The organism is Asaia sp. VD9, assembly GCF_037150015.1.
GTDB lineage: Bacteria > Pseudomonadota > Alphaproteobacteria > Acetobacterales > Acetobacteraceae > Asaia.
Genome location: NZ_JBBCQM010000002.1, coordinates 368,848 through 388,975 on the forward strand (window position 1 = coordinate 368,848; position 20,128 = coordinate 388,975).

The 20,128-nt window shown below is 61.1% G+C and carries 14 protein-coding genes; 10 read left to right on the forward strand and 4 right to left on the reverse strand.

All coding sequences use genetic code 11. The features are described 5' to 3' along the window. Window positions 1–11 precede the first annotated feature (11 nt). The 5 genes from mreC to WFJ47_RS04055 all read left to right on the forward strand — a co-directional run bounded on the left by mreC (window position 12) and on the right by WFJ47_RS04055 (window position 5,199). Window positions 12–956 (forward strand): rod shape-determining protein MreC, encoded by a 945-nt coding sequence (gene mreC / locus WFJ47_RS04035; protein ID WP_127100287.1) that lies wholly within the window; start codon window positions 12–14, stop codon window positions 954–956. 2 nt (window positions 957–958) lie between these two features. After that, window positions 959–1,525, forward strand: coding sequence for a hypothetical protein (locus WFJ47_RS04040; protein WP_336761010.1), 567 nt, complete (start codon window positions 959–961; stop codon window positions 1,523–1,525). A 111-nt stretch (window positions 1,526–1,636) separates the two neighbouring features. Then, on the forward strand, window positions 1,637–3,541 hold the full coding sequence (gene mrdA, locus WFJ47_RS04045) for a penicillin-binding protein 2 (RefSeq protein WP_127100283.1): 1,905 nt from the start codon (window positions 1,637–1,639) through the stop codon (window positions 3,539–3,541). Then, entirely contained in the window at window positions 3,541–4,695 is a 1,155-nt protein-coding gene (gene rodA / locus WFJ47_RS04050) for a rod shape-determining protein RodA (protein WP_336761013.1), read from the forward strand. Before mrdA ends, rodA begins: the two co-directional genes overlap by 1 nt. A 33-nt stretch (window positions 4,696–4,728) precedes the next feature. Then, window positions 4,729–5,199: a DUF3293 domain-containing protein gene (locus tag WFJ47_RS04055; RefSeq protein WP_336761015.1), complete on the forward strand. Its 471-nt coding sequence runs from the start codon at window positions 4,729–4,731 to the stop codon at window positions 5,197–5,199. 30 nt (window positions 5,200–5,229) lie between these two features. On the opposite strand, the gene WFJ47_RS04060 is transcribed toward WFJ47_RS04055, so the two are convergent. Continuing rightward, the gene (locus WFJ47_RS04060; RefSeq protein ID WP_336761017.1) at window positions 5,230–6,108 is read right to left on the reverse strand and encodes a LysR substrate-binding domain-containing protein; all 879 of its coding nucleotides are present in this window, start codon (window positions 6,106–6,108) and stop codon (window positions 5,230–5,232) included. Next, a complete protein-coding gene (locus WFJ47_RS04065) occupies window positions 6,105–6,479 on the reverse strand; it encodes a DUF202 domain-containing protein (RefSeq protein ID WP_336761019.1) in 375 nt (124 codons plus the stop codon). Before WFJ47_RS04065 ends, WFJ47_RS04060 begins: the two co-directional genes overlap by 4 nt. A gap of 899 nt (window positions 6,480–7,378) precedes the next feature. Between WFJ47_RS04065 and WFJ47_RS04070 the strand changes: the two genes are divergently transcribed. Next, window positions 7,379–11,140, forward strand: a complete 3,762-nt coding sequence (locus WFJ47_RS04070) for a Hint domain-containing protein (protein ID WP_336761020.1) — start codon at window positions 7,379–7,381, stop codon at window positions 11,138–11,140. Between the two features lie 78 nt (window positions 11,141–11,218). Here the strand turns inward: WFJ47_RS04070 and glyS are convergent, their stop codons facing one another. Both glyS and WFJ47_RS04080 read right to left on the reverse strand, forming a co-directional pair. Next, window positions 11,219–13,288, reverse strand: coding sequence for a glycine--tRNA ligase subunit beta (gene glyS / locus WFJ47_RS04075; protein WP_336761022.1), 2,070 nt, complete (start codon window positions 13,286–13,288; stop codon window positions 11,219–11,221). Then, window positions 13,288–14,175, reverse strand: coding sequence for a glycine--tRNA ligase subunit alpha (locus WFJ47_RS04080; RefSeq protein ID WP_031240773.1), 888 nt, complete (start codon window positions 14,173–14,175; stop codon window positions 13,288–13,290). Before WFJ47_RS04080 ends, glyS begins: the two co-directional genes overlap by 1 nt. Window positions 14,176–14,808: 633 nt before the next feature. Here WFJ47_RS04080 and WFJ47_RS04085 point away from each other — a divergent pair. From WFJ47_RS04085 to aspS, 4 genes are all read left to right on the forward strand, one after another. Beyond that, window positions 14,809–15,603: a DUF2076 domain-containing protein gene (locus WFJ47_RS04085; protein ID WP_336761024.1), complete on the forward strand. Its 795-nt coding sequence runs from the start codon at window positions 14,809–14,811 to the stop codon at window positions 15,601–15,603. Window positions 15,604–15,751: 148 nt separating this feature from the next. Further along, on the forward strand, window positions 15,752–16,525 hold the full coding sequence (gene surE / locus WFJ47_RS04090; RefSeq protein ID WP_336761026.1) for a 5'/3'-nucleotidase SurE: 774 nt from the start codon (window positions 15,752–15,754) through the stop codon (window positions 16,523–16,525). A gap of 149 nt (window positions 16,526–16,674) precedes the next feature. After that, on the forward strand, window positions 16,675–18,192 hold the full coding sequence (locus tag WFJ47_RS04095) for an FAD-dependent oxidoreductase (protein WP_336761028.1): 1,518 nt from the start codon (window positions 16,675–16,677) through the stop codon (window positions 18,190–18,192). A gap of 86 nt (window positions 18,193–18,278) precedes the next feature. Next, the gene (gene aspS / locus WFJ47_RS04100; RefSeq protein ID WP_336761029.1) at window positions 18,279–20,120 is read left to right on the forward strand and encodes an aspartate--tRNA ligase; all 1,842 of its coding nucleotides are present in this window, start codon (window positions 18,279–18,281) and stop codon (window positions 20,118–20,120) included. Window positions 20,121–20,128: the final 8 nt, after the last annotated feature.

Here is a 20,128-nt window from a genome sequence, read left to right on the forward strand (position 1 = left end):
GCATCCCGTCGATGCTGTCGATCCAGGGGCGACACGCACTCGCGAAGCTGATGCTGCCGTTTTTTTTCGTGCTGGCAATCGGGCTGATCATGCTCGGCCTCACACGTCGGCCCATCGTTGATTCGGCGCGTCTGAAGCTGGCAGATGGGCTTTCGCCTGCCTATCGCCTGATGGCAGCGCCGGAAACGGCTTTTGCCCAGCTGCGTCAGTCGGTGACGGGCCTGACGGATATTGCGGGTGAGAATGTCCGGTTGCGCGCCGAGAATCAGAAGCTGCGCCGCTGGTACGATGTCGCGGTGGCGCTGGCCAATGAGAATGCCCAGCTCAAGGCCAGCCTGCACTGGATTCCTGACAACGCCCCGAATTTCGTGAGCGGCCATGCCTTGCGTGACGCTGGCGGATTATATGGCCGTTCTATCCTGCTGGCGGTGGGCGAGGATCATGACATCGTGCCGGGAGATGTTGCACTCGACGCCTCCGGGCTGCTGGGGCGTGTGACCGAAACCGGTAACCGTACCGTGCGCATTCTGATGATCAATGATGACGCGAGCCGTATCCCGGTCATGCTGACCGCCTCGCGCGGCAATGCGATCATGGCGGGAGACGGCTCTGCCTATCCAAGGCTCATCTACTACGCCCAGGATAATCGTCCGGTCGAAGGCGAGCGCGTTGTGACGGGCGAGCAACCCGCCCCGGACGGGCATGAGCACGGAGCCTTTGCCGGCATGCCAGGAGGGCTCGTGGTGGGGACGGTGCATTATCTGCGCCCCGGCAGTCCGGTGGTGGTGCCCGAGGCCTCGCTCGATCATCCCGATATCGTGCGCGTCTTTAATTACATGAGCGCCGATCATGCCGGGCCGGATGCGCCCGGTCGCGTCAGGCTCATGCCCCCCATGCCGGTCGCTCCTGAACTGCCATTCGTGCCGTTTCAAAAGCCGATAAGGGGGCAGGGCTAGGCATGGTTACCCATCGTCACGCGCCTGACATCCATCCCGGCATCGCCCCGCGTCCGACCCTGCGTCGTCGGCTGGACCAGCTCATGCGCGCGCTTTTGCCCTCGCTGTTCATCGCGGTCAGCGCGTTTGTGCTGTCGGCGGGGCTTGGCATACCGGGCCAGAGCGAACTGGGTTTTGCTATCGCGGCCTCGACGGTGTTTTTTTGGTCGGCCCATCGCCCCCAATCCATGACGCCATTCATGACCTTTTGCGTCGGTCTGGTCTGCGAGATGCTAAGCTTCGGTCCTCCTGGCGTATTCCTGTTTTCCCTGCTCGTGTTTCACGGCGTGGCGCATCTGTGGCGCTATGGTCTCAGCCGGATCAGCTTTCTCTTCGCCTGGGCCTTGCTGGGCGGCCTTGCTCTTGTTTTGTCGTTGTTTGGATGGATCATCGCGTGTATCGGGACGTTGACGTTCCTCTCACCGGGGCCGAGTCTCTTTCAGGCTGCGGTGACAATTGGTATCTATCCGACATTGAGCGCCCTGTTTGCATGGGCGCGTCGCACGGTGGCAGACCCTGAACAAGCCTGAAGGCCCGGTTTTGAGCATGATGTTCCGTCGCAGCGCAGCGTTTCCGACCGGACGCCCGACAGGTGGACCTGTAGCCATGCGCGTTTCGTATCGCGGATATGTTGCCACGCGATGAAGTCAAAGCGCCCGCAGTCATCCCGGACCCGCAGCAAGCGTGAGGAGGTAACGCCCTCGCGCGGTGTGTTCACGCGTCGCGCCCTGCTCGTGCTCGCCACCCAGGCAGGCGTGCTCGGCGTGCTGGGCAAGAAGCTCTATGATCTCCAGGTGCATGAGGGCGATCATCTGCGCGACCTGGCGGCCCGCAATCGGACGAGCAAGCGTCTGCTTGCCCCGGCACGCGGGCAGATCGTCGATCGCTTCGGCATCCAGCTGGCGGGCAACAAGGTCAACTGGCGCGCGCTCCTCATGCCGGAGGAGACAACCGACATCCACGCGACCATCGCGCGTTTCGGCCAGATCATCGCGCTCGATGAGCGTGATCAGGCGCGTATCGAGCGCGACCTGCGCCATATTCGTAAATACGTGCCTGTCGCTCTCAAGGATTTCCTGAGCTGGGATGACATGGCGCGTATCGAACTGAACGCGCCGAGCCTTCCTGGCGTACTGATTGATGTCGGCACGACGCGGCTTTATCCCTATGGACCGCAATTGGCGCATATTGTTGGTTATGTCGCGCCTCCCAATGAGCGTGACGTGGCCTCCAGCCCGATGATGGCTTTGCCGGGCATGCGCGCCGGTCGGGCCGGTATCGAGCAGACCCAGGATGATCTGCTGCGCGGCGCGCCGGGCTCTGTCGAGATGGAGGTCAACTCCAAGGGCCGCGTCATGGGTGAGATGGATCGCGTCGACGGCCAGCAGGGTGACGAGATCGTCCTGACCATCGATGCCGGGCTGCAGCAGATGGTGCTCAACCGCATCGGCGATCAGGCTGCCAGCGTCGTGGTGATGGATTGCCGTAATGGCGAGGTGCTGGCCATGGTCAGCACACCGTCTTTCGATCCCTCCCTGTTTGATTCAGGCGTGAGCCACGCTCAATGGATCGAATGGACGAATAACGTCCGTACCCCGCTCATCAACAAGACGGTGGCCGGTGTCTACCCGCCAGGATCGACCTTCAAGCCTGCCGTGGCTCTGGCTGCGCTGCAATCGGGGCTGGTCAGCCCGCAGGACCGGTTCACCTGTCCTGGCTATTACGACATGGGTGGGGTCCGTTTTCATTGCTGGTCGCGCTGGGGGCATGGCAGCATCACCATGCAGCAGGCACTCATGTATAGCTGCGACGTCTATTTCTATCTGGCGGCGCGCAAGATCGGCATGGAGCCCATCAAGGCCATGGCCAATGGCTTCGGTCTCGGCACCAAGCTGGATATAGAGCTTCCCCATACCCGCGCCGGTGTGATCCCCACGCCCGAATGGCGCCAGAAACACGGCTTTCACTGGAATGGGGGTGACACCGTCAATGCCGGCATCGGTCAGGGTTTCGTGCAGGTCACGCCGCTTGAGCTCGCCACCTATGTTTCGCGCATCGCTTCCGGGCGTAACGTGACGCCGCATCTGGTGCGCAAGATCAACGAGCATGATTCCGAGCATACGCCGCTCGATGCCGCTCCTGTGCTCGATATCCCCGACGCGCATCTTTCGGTCATTCGTCAAGGCATGTTCGATGTCGTGAATGCGCCGCGCGGAACGGCGCCTAAAGCCCGGCTGAATATCCCCGATGTGGCAATGGCGGGGAAAACGGGTTCGGCTCAGGTCAGGCGCGTGTCGCGCGCACTGCGTGAGAGTGGGCACTTCAATTCGATGAACCTCCCCTGGGAGGAGCGTCCCCATGCGCTTTTCATCTGTTTCGCACCTTATGATGCGCCGCGTTATGCCATTGCGGTCGTGATCGAGCACGGGAATGGCGGCGCGGATGCCGCTGCCCCGCTGGCACGTGATATCATGACCGATACGCTTCAGCGCGATCCGGTCAATCACGATCACGCCCCCGGTCAGGCCGTCGCGGACGCAGAGTAATGAACTGGCAGAAACGCCTGTGGCGTCCAGAGCCGAGTTTCCGGCTTCTGGGCAAGCTGCTTCAGATCAACTGGCTTTACGTGCTGCTCATCTGCGCTCTGGCCGGGGTCGGCTATCTGGCGCTCTACTCCGCAGGGGGCGGCACGGCCAAGCCTTTCGCCCGGCCGCAGATCGTGCGTTTCGGCTTTGGTCTGGTCATGATGATTGTGGTAGCGCTGACGAGCCCGCGCGTGCTGCGCCTGCTCTCCATACCCGTCTATCTCGGCGCGGTGACATTGCTGACGCTCGTGCTCCGCATGGGCCATGTGGGCAAAGGGGCTGAGCGCTGGATCAATCTGGCAGGGCTTCAGTTCCAGCCCTCGGAATTTGCCAAGATCGCGCTCGTCCTGGCGCTGGCGAGCTGGTTTCACCGTATCGACATCAAGCGCATGGGCAATCCACTGCGCCTGATCCCACCTGCGCTCCTGACCCTGCTGCCGGTGGCGCTGGTACTCAAGGAGCCCAATCTTGGCACGGCGGTCATCATCGGGCTTATCGGCGCGACGATGTTCTTTGCAGCGGGAATGCGCCTGTGGCAGATCGCGCTTCTGGTGGCCCCCGTGCCGTTTCTCGGCAAATTCGTTTACGGCCATCTGCATGATTACCAGAAGGCGCGTATCGACACCTTTCTGCATCCGGAGCATGACCCGCTTGGGGCCGGGTACAATATCATCCAGTCCAAGATCGCGCTGGGTTCGGGCGGGATGTGGGGTGAGGGGTATTTGCGGGGAACGCAGGGACAGCTGAACTTTCTGCCGGAAAAACAGACCGACTTCATTTTCACCATGATCGGGGAGGAATGGGGCTATGCCGGGGCGATCTCGGTTATCGGTCTTCTGGCTCTGCTTGTGGTGGGCGGCATGCTGATGTCCATGCGCAGTCGCAACCAGTTCGGTCGCCTGCTGGCGCTTGGCATCTCGGTCGATTTCTTCCTGTATTGCGCGGTCAATCTCTCGATGGTGATGGGTGTCATTCCTGTGGGCGGTGTGCCCCTGCCGCTGATCTCCTATGGCGGCTCGGCCATGCTCACCATGATGTTCGGCTTTGGTTTGCTGCTCTCTGCCTGGGTGCATCGGAACGAGCGTGACACGATCGAGCGTAAACCCGATCTCTAGGGTCTGCGGAGCCGAGAAGAGGGTAGGGAAACCATGCAACGGCCGAGACCCCCAACCCCGTCCACGCGCCGCGCCTACAGCCAGACATGCTACGATCTGGCGCAGCACACGATCCGAGTTGGCGAGCGGCTTGACCCATGGCCCTTTCGGTCACGGGCGCTCGTGCTCATCAGTGCCTGCAACCCGAGCGGGCGACGCCAGCCCGAGGGGATCAATCGCAGAGCCATGGCCCATCTGCGCGCTCATCTGTCGGTCTTTGATCCGCAGGTGGGATATGGTCACTGGCGTGGCTGGGGAGAGTCCTTCCTTGCCGTAGCCTTGCCTCTGGACCGAGCACGTGTCCTGGGCAGGCGTTTTGGGCAGAATGCTCTCGTCTATGTTGTGAAGGGCCGTAAGGCGCGCCTGATCTGGCTGTACGACAGGCGGAAGCTGCCCGACGGACGGGAAGGACACGCGCCTGCGACGCTTATCGATAGAGGCCGATCGATAGAGGCCGATCGATAGGGGCGGTCGCAAAAGACTGGTCTGTCGCGTTCAGAGAGAGAAGCGCAGAAATTGGGTGAAGGCTTGTTCCGCCGGGGAGAGCGAGCGATCATTGCGGACAAGCGCAAAGCGACGGTCGGGAAATGCCATCTCGACGTGATGCAATAATCCGTTTTCAATGAGTCCTGCCACGACACTGGCAGAGAGAACCGTCGCTGCCTGCCCCGTGCTAATGGCATTCGCAATGGCCTCATTTGAGGTCAACTCCATCACGATGGTCAACTGCGCAGGATCTACACCCCAGTCGCTCAAGGCATTTTCGAAACTGGCCCGCGTTCCCGATCCCCTCTCGCGCAGGATCCAGCGTGCCTGGGTCAGATCCCGTGGCAGGGGCGGCTCTCTGGACCAGGGATGATCGGGCGCTACCACCAGAACCAGCTGATCGCGGGCAATCTCAGTCAGGCTCAGCCCCGCTTCCGTGGCGGCGCCCTCGATCAGGCCAAGCGAGAGCGTCCCGGAGGCGAGGTTCTGACAGATTTCCTCAGTGTTGCTGATAGTGAGAGAGAGAATGATATCAGGGTTGCGCGTGTGAAACTGGTTGAGCCGTGCCGGAAGCCAGTAACTTGCGATGGTCTGGCTGGCCCAGAGGTGCAGCGTCCCTCCTTTGAGCATCGTGAGTTCGGTCATACGGGACCTCGCGGCCTCAGCACGACTGAGTACGGCGCGGGCTTCGGACAAGAAAACCCGTCCCGTGGGTGTAAGAGCGATGCCGCGTCCGATCCGATCGAAAAATCTTAGCCCGAACTCCTGCTCGAGCGTCATGATCGCGTGACTGACGGCGGACTGTGTCAGGCATAAGGCCTCGGCTGCCCGTGTCACATGTTCACGCTCGGCAACGGCAATAAATATGCGAAGCTGTTCGAGAGTCATGACGGCAGCACGCCGAGCAGCGAGAGCAGAATACCCGCGACGAGGAAGCACAGGAAAAGGCAGAAGATCCCCTCTAGCCCGTTCAGTGTAATCTCTCGTGGTTCCTCGGAGGATAGCGCTGCCTTGACCCGGCGAAATCGCCACCAACACGCGGGAAGGAGGGCAAGCCCTGCGCAGATCGTCGCAACGCCAATCCACGCTGAGGAGCCCGGCAGGCGTGGCATGGCGGCATGATGTTCATTGCTGATCAGCCTTAGGAAGATATTGAATTTTGCCAGCATGCATCCGATCGCGACCATAGCGAGCGCCGTGCGCACCCAGGCAAGAAAGGTCCGCTCATTGGCGGCGTGGTCGGTATAGCGGGCGATCATTGGGGCTTTTCCTGACAATCCGTATGCGCAAACCATGCGATCATAATCTGGATGGTCAGCGGCAGGAATGGTGACCCGAACAAGCCGTCCGGTCTCGGGATAACTGGAGCGAAGGGGGGGGGCTGATCAGCGCTCTTGGGGTTCGCAAGGTCTGAAGTGTATGGCGGGCAGGTGTCTGGTTTGAGCTGCGCGTGGCGCCTGCGCCTTTTAGGGGCAACTGCCCGCAGGTCCTCGATAGAGAGAACCATCGCATCGAGACAGATCTCATTCAGGGCCGTCAGGTGGGAGGAAAGTGGAGTCACATGTTGAACGTGACTATAATATTGATGAAAAATTATCAGCGCTTCGCCTGTTCTCTATTTTTATTATCAATTTCATATTTTCTTCATAATCATGTCATTTAACGAACATTATTGTCATAAATAGACCCAATCCGTGCCTTCGCGACTGTCATGGCTTGCGCGCATCGACTTGCCGCAAACCGTCATGGGATCGTCTCATCCACCAACCGGGCTTCGCTTGGAGGCAGGTTGATCGTCTTTCTGCGCCGTGAGCCTGTATCGGCACCCAGTCTGTCCAAACGGCTTAAACTGCGGATTTCGCCGCCCCTCTCCTCGCGATCTTATTCCCCGATAAGTAAGCGCCTTGTGCTTTGACTGTTCGATTGCTGTGCGTTCAGAGGCTTGCCCGTGACGAGGGTCAGGCGAGGGATGAGAAGTTTCGTGCTCAATAGAGCGATCCAAGTATTCATATCGATGATATGAGGGTGATATGCCTGAATTTTCGACATAGTTTGTTGAATAATATCAATTACCGACGCAGATAACGGTCCGGTTAATGAGTGCTCGTTCAGATTATGCAAGGAGTTCCCCGAATCAATAAAGTCGGGAGAAAGCCCTTTGGCTTACGTATTGCGCGGAACGTGGTCCGCTGTATCTGATGGTTACGCAACCGTTTACGTGAGCGGCACGGCTCGGGTGCGTGATCAGGTTTCACTCGGGAGCGGCGCGTCGCTCAAGATCACGAGTGGGGCTTTTGTCGATGGCCTGACAGCTGTGAAGGGGAGTGTTTCCGTCGCTGCTGGGGGTGTGCTGGCAAACTCCCAACTCGATGACTCGACGCTCACAGTGGCCTCGGGTGGGATCATCCAGACCAACAATCTGAATTCGACCGAGACGACCCTCGGCTCCGGCGCCCAATCCTATAATGATACCTGGTTCAATAGCGGGTATGACGCCAACTGGGTGACCGTTGCCGCCGGAGCATCGATCATGCAGAGCCAGATCCTCAAGGGAGGGTATCTGCGCGTTTCCAGTGGTGGCAGTGCCGCAGGAGTTGTTGTTTCGGCGGGTGGGTCAGCGATCCTTGCCTCCGGAACGACCGATGGTTTCACGGCAATGTCGGGTGGCTACGTTCAGTCGGGCACAGCATTTTATTCCGGCTCTACCGTCAACGGCACTGAACTTGTCAATGCGAGTGTTCTGAGCGGGACATGGTCGGCGGTGAACCTTGATGGAGGTACAGTCTATCAAAGTGGCACCGTGATCGTGTCCGGTCCGGCCGTGCTTGGTACGAGCGCTGTCCTTTACATCAAGAACGGGGCCGTGGCGTCTCAGCTCTCGGGCTATCTCGTCAGTGTTGTGATCGAGGCGGGGGGTAATCTGGACTCGTCCGTGATCATCAACGGTTCGGTCAGGATCGCTGCAGGGGGGGCTTCGACCAATAATGCTCTCAACTCTACCGCAACGACTGTTGCGAGCGGGGGCAGCTCATTCAACGACGTCTGGTATAATAGCGGCTACGATATCAATGTCGCGACGTTTCAGTCTGGAGCAAGCATCAGTGGTGCCCAGGTTCTGAATGGTGGAAGTCTGTCGGTCCAGACAGGCGCGACCGGGAATGACATTTATGTCTCGGGTACCGGTACGGCCACTTTCAGCGCAGGCAGTGTCGAGAATTATACGGCGGCCCCGGGCGGCAAGGTCGTTTCCGGAACCATGACCTATTCCGGTATTCTGGTAGGCGACAACAGCTATGATAACACCCGCGTCCTGAGCGGTGTCTGGTCAGCAATAGACTCCGTTGGGACAACCATTTTCAGGAGCGGTTCGGTTTCGGTGCAGTGGCCTGTCACCTTCGCGTCAGGGGCGACGCTGTATATCAGCAGCGGCGCTCAGGTTGCGGCGATCAAGGCCGTTGCCACCACAGTCCAGGTCCTGAACGGGGGGGCTCTCTATCAATCGACCATCGAGAACGGCACCCTCACCGTTGCCAGCGGTGGCTCGACCACCGGCAATTATCTCAATTCCACGACGACCACCTATGGCAGCGGCGCCTCATCATTGGCAGATCGCTGGTACAATAGCGGCTACAATGTCGACGCGGCGGTTTTCCAATCCGGTGCCTCGGTCTGGGGGGCCGTGGTCGATCAGGGTGGCTCCGTCACCGTCAGCTCCGGTGCGCAGGGTAGCGATATCACCGTCTACAAGGGCGGTTCGGCGTCTTTTGCGAGCGGTACGGTCGACCAGTATCGTGCGACGTCGGGGGGGACTCTGGTCTCCGGCTCCCAATATTTCACGGGTATGATGATTGACGGAAGCAGCTACGACAACACGCCGCTCCTCGCAGGCAGATGGACGGCCGTCTATGATGAGGGGGCGACAGTCTATACCAGTGGAACTACCAGTTTCAGCTGGCCCGTCGCCATGGCACAAAGCGCCTTTCTAACTGTCGGTCCCGGTGCAACGGCGTCCTCGATCTACGGGACCGCGATAACCGTGACCGTCCAGAGCGGGGGCACTCTGACGGCTTCCCGTATCGCCAATGGCAGTGTGACGCTGGCCTCGGGCGCATCGTCCATCAATAATGGCTTCAATTCCACGCCTGTCACGATCTCCTCCGGCGCCTCGTCAGTGGCTGATAACTGGTATAACAGCGGCTATAATGTGGATGTGACCTCCGTCTATGCTGGCGCAACGCTGGAGGGCGTCACTATTGGCAATGGCGGATCGATGGTCGTTCAGTCGGGCGTCAATCTTGGCAACGTGAGTGTCGACTCTGCGGGGGTCTTCGTTACGTCCTCTCCCATGAATGGCGATGTCTGGGTGCCGCCCGCACCAGAACCAAACGGCGCGGTAACCCTTACCGGAACATGGTCGGCCGTCGCGGACGAGTGGGGTCAGACAGTCTATCAGAGCGGCACAAAAGTCGTTTCGGACTCCGTCGCTCTGGGTAACGGCGCGACCCTCTATGTCATGAGTGGTGCGACCGCCTTGAACCTCTCCGGCTATCTGGTGAGCGTCTATGTTTCCAATGGTGGTACGCTGATGGCCTCCTATATCCGCAACGGCACGGTCTCCGTGCTTGATGGGGGGACCACACTCGGCAACCAGTTCAACTCCGTACCCATGACCATTGCAGCCGGGGGCAGTTCCATGAACGACACCTGGTTCAATAGCGGATACAACGTCGATCGTGTGACTGTGGCGTCTGGTGGCTACGTCCAGTCTCCCTCGGTGGGCAGCGGAGCGATCCTCTCGGCGGGGCCGGGTGCAACCCTGACATCGCCCGTCGTCGGGCAGGGCGGGGTGCTCATGCTGGATCATGTGGCGCTTGATCCCTGCTTTCTCGCCGGGACGCTTATCCAGACTGCCCAGGGAGAGGTTGCGGTCGAAAATCTACAGATCGGGGATGAGGTCATTTGTCTCGATGGGGACCATCGGTTCACGCAGAAAATCTCCTGGATCGGTTCGCGCCAGAACCAGCATCAGCCCTACCTGCCGCTCGATCAGGCCGGATATCCGGTATGTATCCGCAAGAATGCGCTGGCCGACGGCGTGCCCTCCCGCGATCTGTACATGACGAGCGAACATTGCATGCCTTTCGAGGGAGCATTCATTCCGCTGCGTATGCTGGTGAACGGCACGAGCATCTATTACGACACCACCCGGCCGATCTATCACTACTACCATATCGAGATGGAGCGGCATGCCATCATCCTGGCCAATAACACCCCAACGGAAAGCTATCTGAATACCGGCCATCGACGCCAGTTCACCCATCAGGCCTCGATCCCCGGACGTATCATGGAGATCCCGGGTGACTGGCATTCTGACGCGGCTCTTCCACTGAATGTGGCCTGCGATTTCGTACAGCCTGTCCATGAGAAACTCGTCGCGCGAGCGTTGTCGCTCGGCTTCCAGAGTAAGCTGCAGGGATCCGGTGCCATGACGGAGGATCCCGATTTCTGCCTGATCCTCGAGAATGGAACCCGCATCGATCCGATCGCGATCGAAGGTGCACGTCGCCGCTTCAGCCTGCCGGCTGGTGTCCGGTTTGTACGTCTGGCTTCCCATCAGGCGCGGCCTTGTGACTTCATCGGTCCCTGGGTCGATGATCGTCGTCGCTTTGGTGTGTGTATCGGTGAAGTGAGCCTGCAGATTGCCGATCGTGCGCTGCCGATCAGGACCCATCTGGATGGGGTCGAGCGTGAGGGCTGGTTTGCGGAGCTTTGTGAACTGGGGCGCTGGACGGAGGGCTATGCGCTTCTGAACCTGCCTTCCGTGACAGCGACGGTGCCCGCGCTGCTCGATATCGAGGTAACAGGCACGGTTCCTTACCGCGTCGACCCTGTTATCGAGGCACCCAGGTTCTGCGCCTGAATTGAGGTAACCCTGCCGCAGCATGCGGCAGGGCTACAGGGGCCCCCGGCAATGCGATTGCCAGAGATCCTGATTGTTTCAGCCCTCGATCTGGCTGAAATCCGCAATCTCGGCGAGCGTTGCACCAATATGGGCCAGCAGGCGGAGGCGATTCAGGCGCCGTGCCGGCTCGGGGTCATTAACCGTCACGACCTCGAAGAACTTGTCCAGCGCAGGACGCAGCGCCGCAGCTGCGACCATGGCTTCGGCAAAGCGTTCCTCGCCCAGTGCCGCGTGGATCGCGTCATGCGCGGCGAAGAGCGCCTCGCCCAGAGCGCGTTCCTCATCCTGTTCGAATAGGGATGCATCGGGCGTGCCCTCGTGCGGGCCGTCCTTGCGGTTCTCGATGCGCAGGATATTGGCAGCGCGCTTGCTCGCGGCCAGCAGGTTACGCCCGTCATCGGTCCCGATCATTTCGGCCAGAGCGCTGGTGCGTGCCAGCAGTCGCACCAGATCGCCATCAAGCCCGCCCGCCAGCGTGGCTGCAAGTACGTCATGACGCTCGCCTTCGCCGCGCAACTGAACGCGCAGGCGCTCTGCCAGGAAGCCGGGCAGGGCCGGAAGCTCCCCCCCTTCACGCAGAGTCTCGGGGAGGTTCCGCGCGGCCTCGGCGATGAGCGGGATCAGATCGAGGCGCAGCCCGTTATCGCGGATGATGCGGATGATTCCGAGCGCTGCACGACGCAGCGCATAGGGGTCGCCCGAGCCGCTCGGCGTTTCACCCATGGCGAAAAAGGCGGTCAGCAGATCCAGACGATCGGCGAGCGCGACGGCCACCGAGACCGGTGCGTGGGGCGTGGCATCGCTCAGCCCGCGAGGCATGTAGTGCTCGGCCACCGCATTGGCCACAGCCTCTGCCTCATGGTCATGACGGGCATAATAGCCGCCCATCACGCCCTGGAGCTCCGGGAACTCCCCGACCATGCCGGTCGTCAGATCGGCCTTGGCCAGCAATGCCGCGCGCTGGGCCTGAGCCTGGGCTTGCGCATCGAGACCCATGGCCTTTGCCACAGTACCAGCGAGCGCGACGATGCGTCGAACGCGTGCGCCCTGGCTGCCCAGACGGGCATGGAAGGTCACACCATCCAGCGCAGCAACGCGTTCCGCCAGTTTGGTCTTGCGATCCAGATCCCAGAAATGCCGCGCATCGGCAAAACGGGCGCGCAGCACGCGCTCATTGCCAGCCACGGTCAGCGCGCCACCATCGGCAAAATCCATATTGGCGATGAAGGCAAAATGCGGGGCTGCCGTTCCGTCTGCGCTGCGCAGGGCAAAGTAGCGCTGGTTGATGCGCATGGAGACCTGCATCACCTCAGGCGGCAGGTCCATATAGGCCTCATCGATCCGGCCAAGGAGCGCGACCGGCCACTCGGCCAGGCCCGACACTTCCTCAACCAGCTTCTCATCCTCGACAAGCGTGAGACCGGCCTTGTCGGCCTGTGCCTTGAGACTATCGCGGATGATTGACAGGCGCTTTTCCGGGTCGAGCACGACATTGCGGGCGAGAAGTTCGGAGGTGAGCTGGGCGTAGGAGGAGACGGTAAACACGCCCGGCGCCATGAAACGATGGCCTTCGCTCTGCGCGTCGGAGGTCAGACCATGGGCGTCATCACTCTCGGTCGCCAGGGTGAAAGGCACGAGAGTCCCGTCGAGCAGACATACAATGCGACGCAAGGGGCGCACCCAGGTGAACAGGCTGCCACGGCCCCAGCGCATGGATTTGGGCCAGGGAAAGCGCCAGAGCAGGGCAGGGAGTGTTGCGGCAATCTGCTGGGCGGCACTGATGGCGGGCAGCGTGCGATTGAGCACCCAGAAACCGTTTTCGAGCACCAGCGCATCGCGTTCGGCACCGTGCTTGCGCAGAAAACCCGCCAAAGCCTGCTCGGGCGCCGTCTCACGCGGACCGCGCTCTGATTGGGTGGTTTCGGCAATGTGCTCGGCAATCTGCATGACCACGCCGATGCGGCGTGCACCCCAGAACGGGGTGATGTCCGAAGGGGAGAGGAGAGAGAGGGCTTCGGAAACGAGACGCGCCAGATCCTGACCGGCGCTTTCCTGCATGCGGGCAGGAATTTCCTCGCATTCGAGAACGAGAAGGAATTCGGCCATTATTTCGACTCCTCGTCGCCAGCAAGCCAGGTTTCGCAGCAGAGCTTCGCGAGATTTCGCACGCGCCCGATATAGGAGGCGCGCTCGGACACCGAAATGACACCGCGTGAGTCGAGCAGGTTGAACAGATGGCTGGCCTTGACGCACTGGTCATAGGCGGGCTGGGCCACGCCCGCCTCAGCCAGACGCACGGATTCCGCTTCGGCATCGCGAAAATGGCGCATCAGCATTTCGGTATCGGCCAGCTCGAAATTATGGCGTGAATAATCCTGCTCGGCGCGCAGGAAGACGTCGCCGTATTTCAGGCCTTGACCATTGAAGTCGAGGTCATAGACGTTCTCGACCCCCTGCACATACATGGCCAGACGCTCAAGCCCGTAGGTCAGTTCGGTCGAGGGAACGACGGTCGGAATGCCGCCAACCTGCTGGAAATAGGTGAACTGCGTGACTTCCATGCCGTCGCACCAGACTTCCCAGCCCAGCCCCCAGGCGCCGATGGTCGGGTTTTCCCAGTCATCCTCGACAAAGCGGATATCGTGCTTTTCCGGGTCGATGCCAATGGCCCGGTAGCTGTCGAGCAGCAGACGCTGGCTGTCTTCAGGCGTCGGCTTGAGTAGCACCTGATACTGATAATAATGCTGGAGCCGGTTCGGGTTCTCACCATAGCGCCCGTCTGAGGGCCGACGGCAGGGCTGCACATAGGCGGCCTTCCACGGCTTGCGCCCCAATGCCCGCAGCGTCGTATGCGGCGAGAGCGTACCCGCACCCAGTTCGGTATCATAAGGCTGGAGCAGGGCGCAGCCCTGTGCCGACCAGAACTGATGCAGGCGCAGGATCAGATCCTGAAAGGAAAGGGGGCGTCCGCCGTTTTCGGGCAAGGGGGTCAAGGATCGAGGCTCCGGTCTTGTTCAGTCGGTCCGTTCTACCCCGATGGCGGGAACAAGCCAATCTCGCGCCAACGTAACGGTCTTGTGGTTTGTCCCAGATAGTTTTCAGTCCAAAGCCTAGACAGAAATAAGACGTCTGACAGCGTGACAGGCCCTGGCCGAGATATAACCGCATCTCCTGAAAGAGAGGTTCGCGGTCGCTTGGGTTTCGATGCTGGGCTCATCAGTTGTATAGGCGCACCCGTACGCAGGATCGGCTCCGGTCCGGGCGACGCTTCCGCAGTTCCATGAACGCGTCTGGCCATGGAAACGGCCCGAAGAGGAGGACCGTGTCCGTTCCTGGGGGATCACCGTCTATGACGAGTTTTCAGACTTTGGGCTGTCGGTAGCCATATGCCCGACGCACTTCTTTACAGGGGATGGGACTCATGGCCGGTCGCGCCATGCGATGACTGATGCGCCGACATCTTCTTCGCGGGCATCGGCGTCGCCGCTACCGTCATGTTCTCATAAGGAGCGCAGGCAGTTCGCACTCGAACAGCTTGATGCGGTGATGCGCGCCTCTTGCAACTCTTTCGGGCTCCGACCACATTATGTGGCGTTATCATTTTGACCGGATGGAGAGTCATCCCCATGAACCAGCAAGAGCGTGATCTTATTTCGCAGTTCGTCGCCCGTGTCGGCGGGGCGCCGAATAGCGGGTTCGGTGGCTCTCAGGCCCCGGCCAATCTGCCGCCCATCGATCAGGAAGCTGATCGCTGGATCGGGGAGAATTTCCAGAAATATCCCGAAGCCCGTTACCGCGTGACCCAGATGGCCGTGGTGCAGGAGGTGGCGCTGGCCGAAGCGCAGAATCGCATCCGTCAGCTCGAATTCCAGCTCCAGCAGGCGCAGTCCCAACTGCAGCAGGCTCAGCAGCAGCGCCCGCAGGGCGGCGGCGGCCTGTTTGGCGGATTATTCAGTGGTGGGGGTAATCGTACGCAGCAGGCTGGCCCGCCGCCGGGCTGGGGCGGTCAGCCGCAGCCGGGGCCGCAGCAAGGGTATGGGCAGAATTACGGTTATGCTCCCCCGCCGCAGGCCAATCTGCCCCCGGGCTACTCACCCGGCATGTTCCAGCAGCGCGGATCGGGTTTTCTCGGATCGGCCCTTACAACGGCCACAGGTGTTGCCGGGGGTATGCTGGCGGCCAATGCCATTGAGAGCCTGTTCTCGGGCCATCATGGCGGTGATGCTGCCGGAGGTTTTGGCGGGGGTGAGACGATCATCAACAACAACTATGGCGCAGGTGCTGGAAACGATCCCTTTGCGGGGAGCGGCCAGGATGCGGGCCAGTCTTATGACGCCGATAACTGGGGCAATGGTGGCGGCGACAATGGGGGTGACTGGGGCGGCGATAGCGGCGGTGGCTGGGGCGACGACTCCTTCTGAAACCCCGTCGACACGGTAAATCTCGCCGACTTGATCAGTGAAAACCCGGCCTTGGTGCCGGGTTTTCTTTTGCCGGTGCGTCCGCTGTGCCAGACTCCGGGGAGCGCTGGCCCTGCCTGTTCCGTCTCTCAGTCAAAGGACGCATGCCATGAGTTCTCCCCTTTTTCGCCGAATTCTTCTGACCAATGACGATGGGATCGATGCGCCCGGCCTCTCGGTGCTTTTCGAGGTCGCATCTCTTCTCTCCGATGATGTCTGGGTCGTGGCGCCTGCGCGTGATCAGAGCGGAATCTCCCACGCGCTCAGCCTGCATGACCCGCTACGCGTCCATCAACATGGCCCGCGGCGCTTTTACGTGAATGGTACGCCGGGTGATTGCGTGGCGATTGCCGCACGGCAGATCCTGGGTGATGCACCGCCGAGCCTCGTCCTGTCCGGTATCAATCGCGGCGCCAATCTGGGGGTCGAAACCGTGTTTTCGGGTACGGTCGGCGCCGCGATGACCGCCATGCTGCTTGGCCTGCCTGCTTTTGCCCTCAGCCAGGCTTTCAGCCCGATGAAAGAGGTGCCGTGGGAGACGGCACGTGTTCTCGCGCCTGATATCATCCGCCAGCTCGCCTCCCACGTTCTGCCTGAACCCTGCTGCCTCAATGTGAATTTCCCCGCTTGTGACGTTCAGGATGCCAAGGGACTCGTGGTGACCGAGCAGGGCAGGGGATTGCTGCGCGATATCGATATCGTTGCACGCGAGGATGTACGCCGCATGGCTTATCACTGGCTCCATCTGCGACGCGATCACGAAAGCGATGCCCCCGGTACGGAAACGAGAGCGATCGCCGATCATCATGTCAGCGTCACGCCGCTCTCCTTCGGTCGGACAAATCTGGAAGTGCGCCATTTCCTGACAGAATTACTGAGCTAGGAGCGGGGGCGGATCGACCGGTTTTTGTATTTTCCGAAGCTGGGATCACACCTCTCCTCAGGCGAAAGACAGGAACCGCCTCAACCCGAGCCCATTCCTCACGTTGCATCCGGTATCGCTTCGAAATTCCCGATCGAACTGGATGCAAGATGAGCCAAGACCTGCTGGACTGGACGGATGTTCTGGCCCTTGATGACCTCCCCCTCGAGGTCATTACTCCCGTCAGCATCGGTGAAAAGGCGCTGGTGCTCTACCGCTCCACAGACGGAATACGCGCCTTCGACGGCAAATGCCCGCATAAGGGTGCGCCTATGGAGCAGGGCGTCGCCTGCAAATCACGGCATGGCGATGTGCAGCTGGTGTGCCCCTGGCACAAGGCAAGTTTCTCCGCAGAAAGTGGAAGGCTGATCGCGCCACCCGCTCTGGATCCCCTGAACCGCTACCCGGTGGAGGTCCATGACGGGCGTGTCCTTGTGGGCAAGCAGGCTATCAGGCGCGAGCCGCCTGCTCCGATGCGCGAGCACGAGACGGTTGCGATTATCGGGGCCGGTGCAGCCGCGATAGCCGCTGCCGTCACCCTGCGCGAGGAAGGCTATGCCGGACGCGTGCTGCTCATCAGCCCTGAGGCCGAGCTTCCCTATGATCGCACGGCACTGAGCAAGATGGTGCTCGGCAGTGGTGAGAAAGATGCGGCCCCACCTGCCTTGCGCCCGGAATCCTGGTACGAGGCCAATAATATCGAGCGCATTACCGACCGTGTGACGAAGCTTGATATCGAGGGACGCACGCTCTCGCTCGGGTCTGGAGAGACGCTCACGCCCGATCATATCCTGGTCGCCTCTGGATCGCGCGCACGGGCACTCGATATTCCCGGTGCAGCTCTTCCCGGTGTGAAGCTGTTGCGCGGCGCTGAAGATGCACGTGCGATCATCGCATCGGTCGACGAGAAAACCAGTGTTGTCGTCATCGGGTCCGGCTTTATCGGTATGGAAGCCGCAGCGGCGTTGCGCAAGCGCGGTGCGGGGGTGACCGTTGTGTCGCAGAGCGCGCTGCCTTTTGAGAAGCAACTGGGCAAGGATATCGCGAGCGCCATGCGCAGCCTGCATGAGGAAAAGGGGGTGGCCTTCATTCCCTCGCGCAAGGTCAAAGCCATCACGGGAGGGGAGGCGGTCAGCGGCGTCGAACTCGATGACGGGACGCGTATCGGCGCAACGCTGGTCCTTGCCGGGATTGGCGCGGAGCCGGTGCTCGATTTCCTGCCGGACTACGCCATCAATGATCAGGGCGGGATCGATGTCGACGAGGCGATGCGTGTCGGTGCCCATGTCTATGCGGCAGGCGATATTGCGAGCATGAGCCATGAGGGCCAGCGCTATCGCATCGAGCATTGGCGCACGGCGCAATGTCAGGCCCGTATTGCCGCGCGCACCATGCTCGGCTTGCCGGGAGGCGACCTGCCGACGCCCTGGTTCTGGACCCAGCAATATGATCGCAAGATCGAATATCTGGGTTGGCCGCAGCCGCACGACGCCGTGCAGATCGATGGTTCGGCGCAGAGCTTTGATTTCATGGCGCAGTACGTCGCGCAGGATAAAACAGTCGGTCTGGCAGCAGCCTCGCGACCAAAAGAGATGGGCGAGGCGGCCGTCACCTTCGACGATGCTTGACAGAGAAGGGGTGGAGCGGCTTCCTGCGCTTCATTCGCGGGGGAAACACCCCCGCACCCCCGAGGTCACGAATCAGGAAGACGCCCATGCACCCCTATCGCACCCATAGCTGTAGCGCCCTGCGCGAAAGTGACGCCGGGCAGAGTGTCCGTCTTTCTGGCTGGGTGCACAGCAAGCGCGATCATGGCGGCCTCCTGTTTATCGACCTGCGCGATCAGACCGGTATGACGCAGATCGTCATTCCCTCCGGCACCGCGCTTCTTGAGACGGTCGAGCGTCTGCGTGTTGAGAGCGTCATTACGGTCACGGGCGAGGTCGTGGTGCGCGAGGAAGGCCAGCGCAACCCGCACCTGCCCACCGGTGCCATCGAGCTGCGCGCCCGCGAAATCGAGGTCCGCTCCCACGCCGCTGTCCTGCCTTTCCAGGTCGCTGGCAGCGAGAACTATCCCGAAGATCTGCGCCTCAAATATCGCTATCTCGACCTGCGTCGTGAGAAAATGGCCGCGAATATTCGCCTGCGTTCAGCGGTCATTGCCTCCATGCGCGCGCGCATGATCGGGCATGGCTTCACCGAGTTCCAGACGCCCATCCTCACGGCCTCCTCGCCGGAAGGCGCGCGTGACTTCCTCGTCCCGGCGCGTCTGCATCCCGGCAAGTTCTATGCGCTGCCCCAGGCACCGCAGCAGTTCAAGCAGCTCGCCATGGTGGCGGGTTTCGATCGCTATTTTCAGATCGCCCCCTGCTTCCGCGATGAAGCCTCACGTGCTGACCGCAGCCCGGGCGAGTTCTACCAGCTCGATTTTGAAATGGCCTTCGCGACCCAGGAAGACGTGTTTGCGGTTCTGGAAGACGTGCTGAGCGGCCTGTTTGCCGAATTCGGCCAGGGCCGCAAGGTTGATACAGCGCCGTTCCGTCGCATCCCCTATGACGACGCGATGCGCCTGTACGGCTCCGACAAGCCCGATCTGCGCAACCCGCTGCTGATCAGCACGGTCACCGAGGCTTTCGCCAATTCCGGTTTCGGCCTGTTTGCCCGTATCGCTGCCAATGGCGGCGAGGTGCGCGCCATTCCGGCCCCCGGTGCCGGTACGCGCCCGCGCGGCTTCTTCGACAAGCTCAATAGCTGGGCGCGTGATGCGGGTGCGGGTGGTCTGGGCTACATCATCTTCGAGGAAGATGGCGGCAAGGGCCCGATTGCCAAGAACCTCGAAGCCAATCGCGTCGAGGCCATTCGTGAAGCCTGTGGCCTCAAGGCGGGTGACGCCGTGTTCTTCGCCGCTGGCGAAGGCGATGCCGTTGCCAAATTCTCGGGACAGGTGCGCACGCGCATTGCTCAGGAACTCGATCTGATCGAGCAGGATGCCTTCCGCTTCTGCTGGATCGTCGATTTCCCGATGTTCGAGCGCAACGAGGAAACGGGCCAGGTCGATTTCTCGCACAACCCGTTCTCCATGCCGCAGGGCGGGCTTGAGGCGTTGAACTCGCAGGACCCTCTGACCATCAAGGCCTATCAGTACGATATCGTCTGCAACGGCATCGAGTTGTCTTCGGGTGCCATTCGTAACCATCTGCCGGAAGTCATGATCCGCGCCTTCGCCATTGCCGGCTATGGAGAGGATGTGGTCGAGGCCCGTTTCGGCGGTATGCTGAATGCGTTCCGTTACGGCGCCCCGCCGCATGGCGGGTCGGCTCCGGGTGTGGACCGTATTGTGATGCTGCTGGCCGATGAGCCGAACATCCGTGAGGTGATTCTCTTCCCGCTCAATCAGAGCGGCGAAGACCTGATGATGGAAGCCCCGGCTCCGGTCGAGCCTGCCCGTCTCAAGGAGCTCTCCCTGGCCATTCTGCCGCCCAAGCCCAAGGCCACCATGGTCAGGGGCGATGGCGAGAGGGCGGATGCCGATAAGGGCGCCGATCAGAAGGCCTGAGGCGAAAA

Bases quoted from the DNA above. Each gene is read 5' to 3' on its own strand.
- mreC (WP_127100287.1), top strand. From the start codon at position 12: ATGCTGTCGATCCAGGGGCGACACGCACTCGCGAAGCTGATGCTGCCG.
- WFJ47_RS04040 (WP_336761010.1), top strand. From the start codon at position 959: ATGGTTACCCATCGTCACGCGCCTGACATCCATCCCGGCATCGCCCCG.
- mrdA (WP_127100283.1), top strand. From the start codon at position 1,637: ATGAAGTCAAAGCGCCCGCAGTCATCCCGGACCCGCAGCAAGCGTGAG.
- rodA (WP_336761013.1), top strand. From the start codon at position 3,541: ATGAACTGGCAGAAACGCCTGTGGCGTCCAGAGCCGAGTTTCCGGCTT.
- WFJ47_RS04055 (WP_336761015.1), top strand. From the start codon at position 4,729: ATGCAACGGCCGAGACCCCCAACCCCGTCCACGCGCCGCGCCTACAGC.
- WFJ47_RS04060 (WP_336761017.1), bottom strand. From the start codon at position 6,108: ATGACTCTCGAACAGCTTCGCATATTTATTGCCGTTGCCGAGCGTGAA.
- WFJ47_RS04065 (WP_336761019.1), bottom strand. From the start codon at position 6,479: ATGATCGCCCGCTATACCGACCACGCCGCCAATGAGCGGACCTTTCTT.
- glyS (WP_336761022.1), bottom strand. From the start codon at position 13,288: ATGGCCGAATTCCTTCTCGTTCTCGAATGCGAGGAAATTCCTGCCCGC.
- WFJ47_RS04085 (WP_336761024.1), top strand. From the start codon at position 14,809: ATGAACCAGCAAGAGCGTGATCTTATTTCGCAGTTCGTCGCCCGTGTC.
- surE (WP_336761026.1), top strand. From the start codon at position 15,752: ATGAGTTCTCCCCTTTTTCGCCGAATTCTTCTGACCAATGACGATGGG.
- WFJ47_RS04095 (WP_336761028.1), top strand. From the start codon at position 16,675: ATGAGCCAAGACCTGCTGGACTGGACGGATGTTCTGGCCCTTGATGAC.
- aspS (WP_336761029.1), top strand. From the start codon at position 18,279: ATGCACCCCTATCGCACCCATAGCTGTAGCGCCCTGCGCGAAAGTGAC.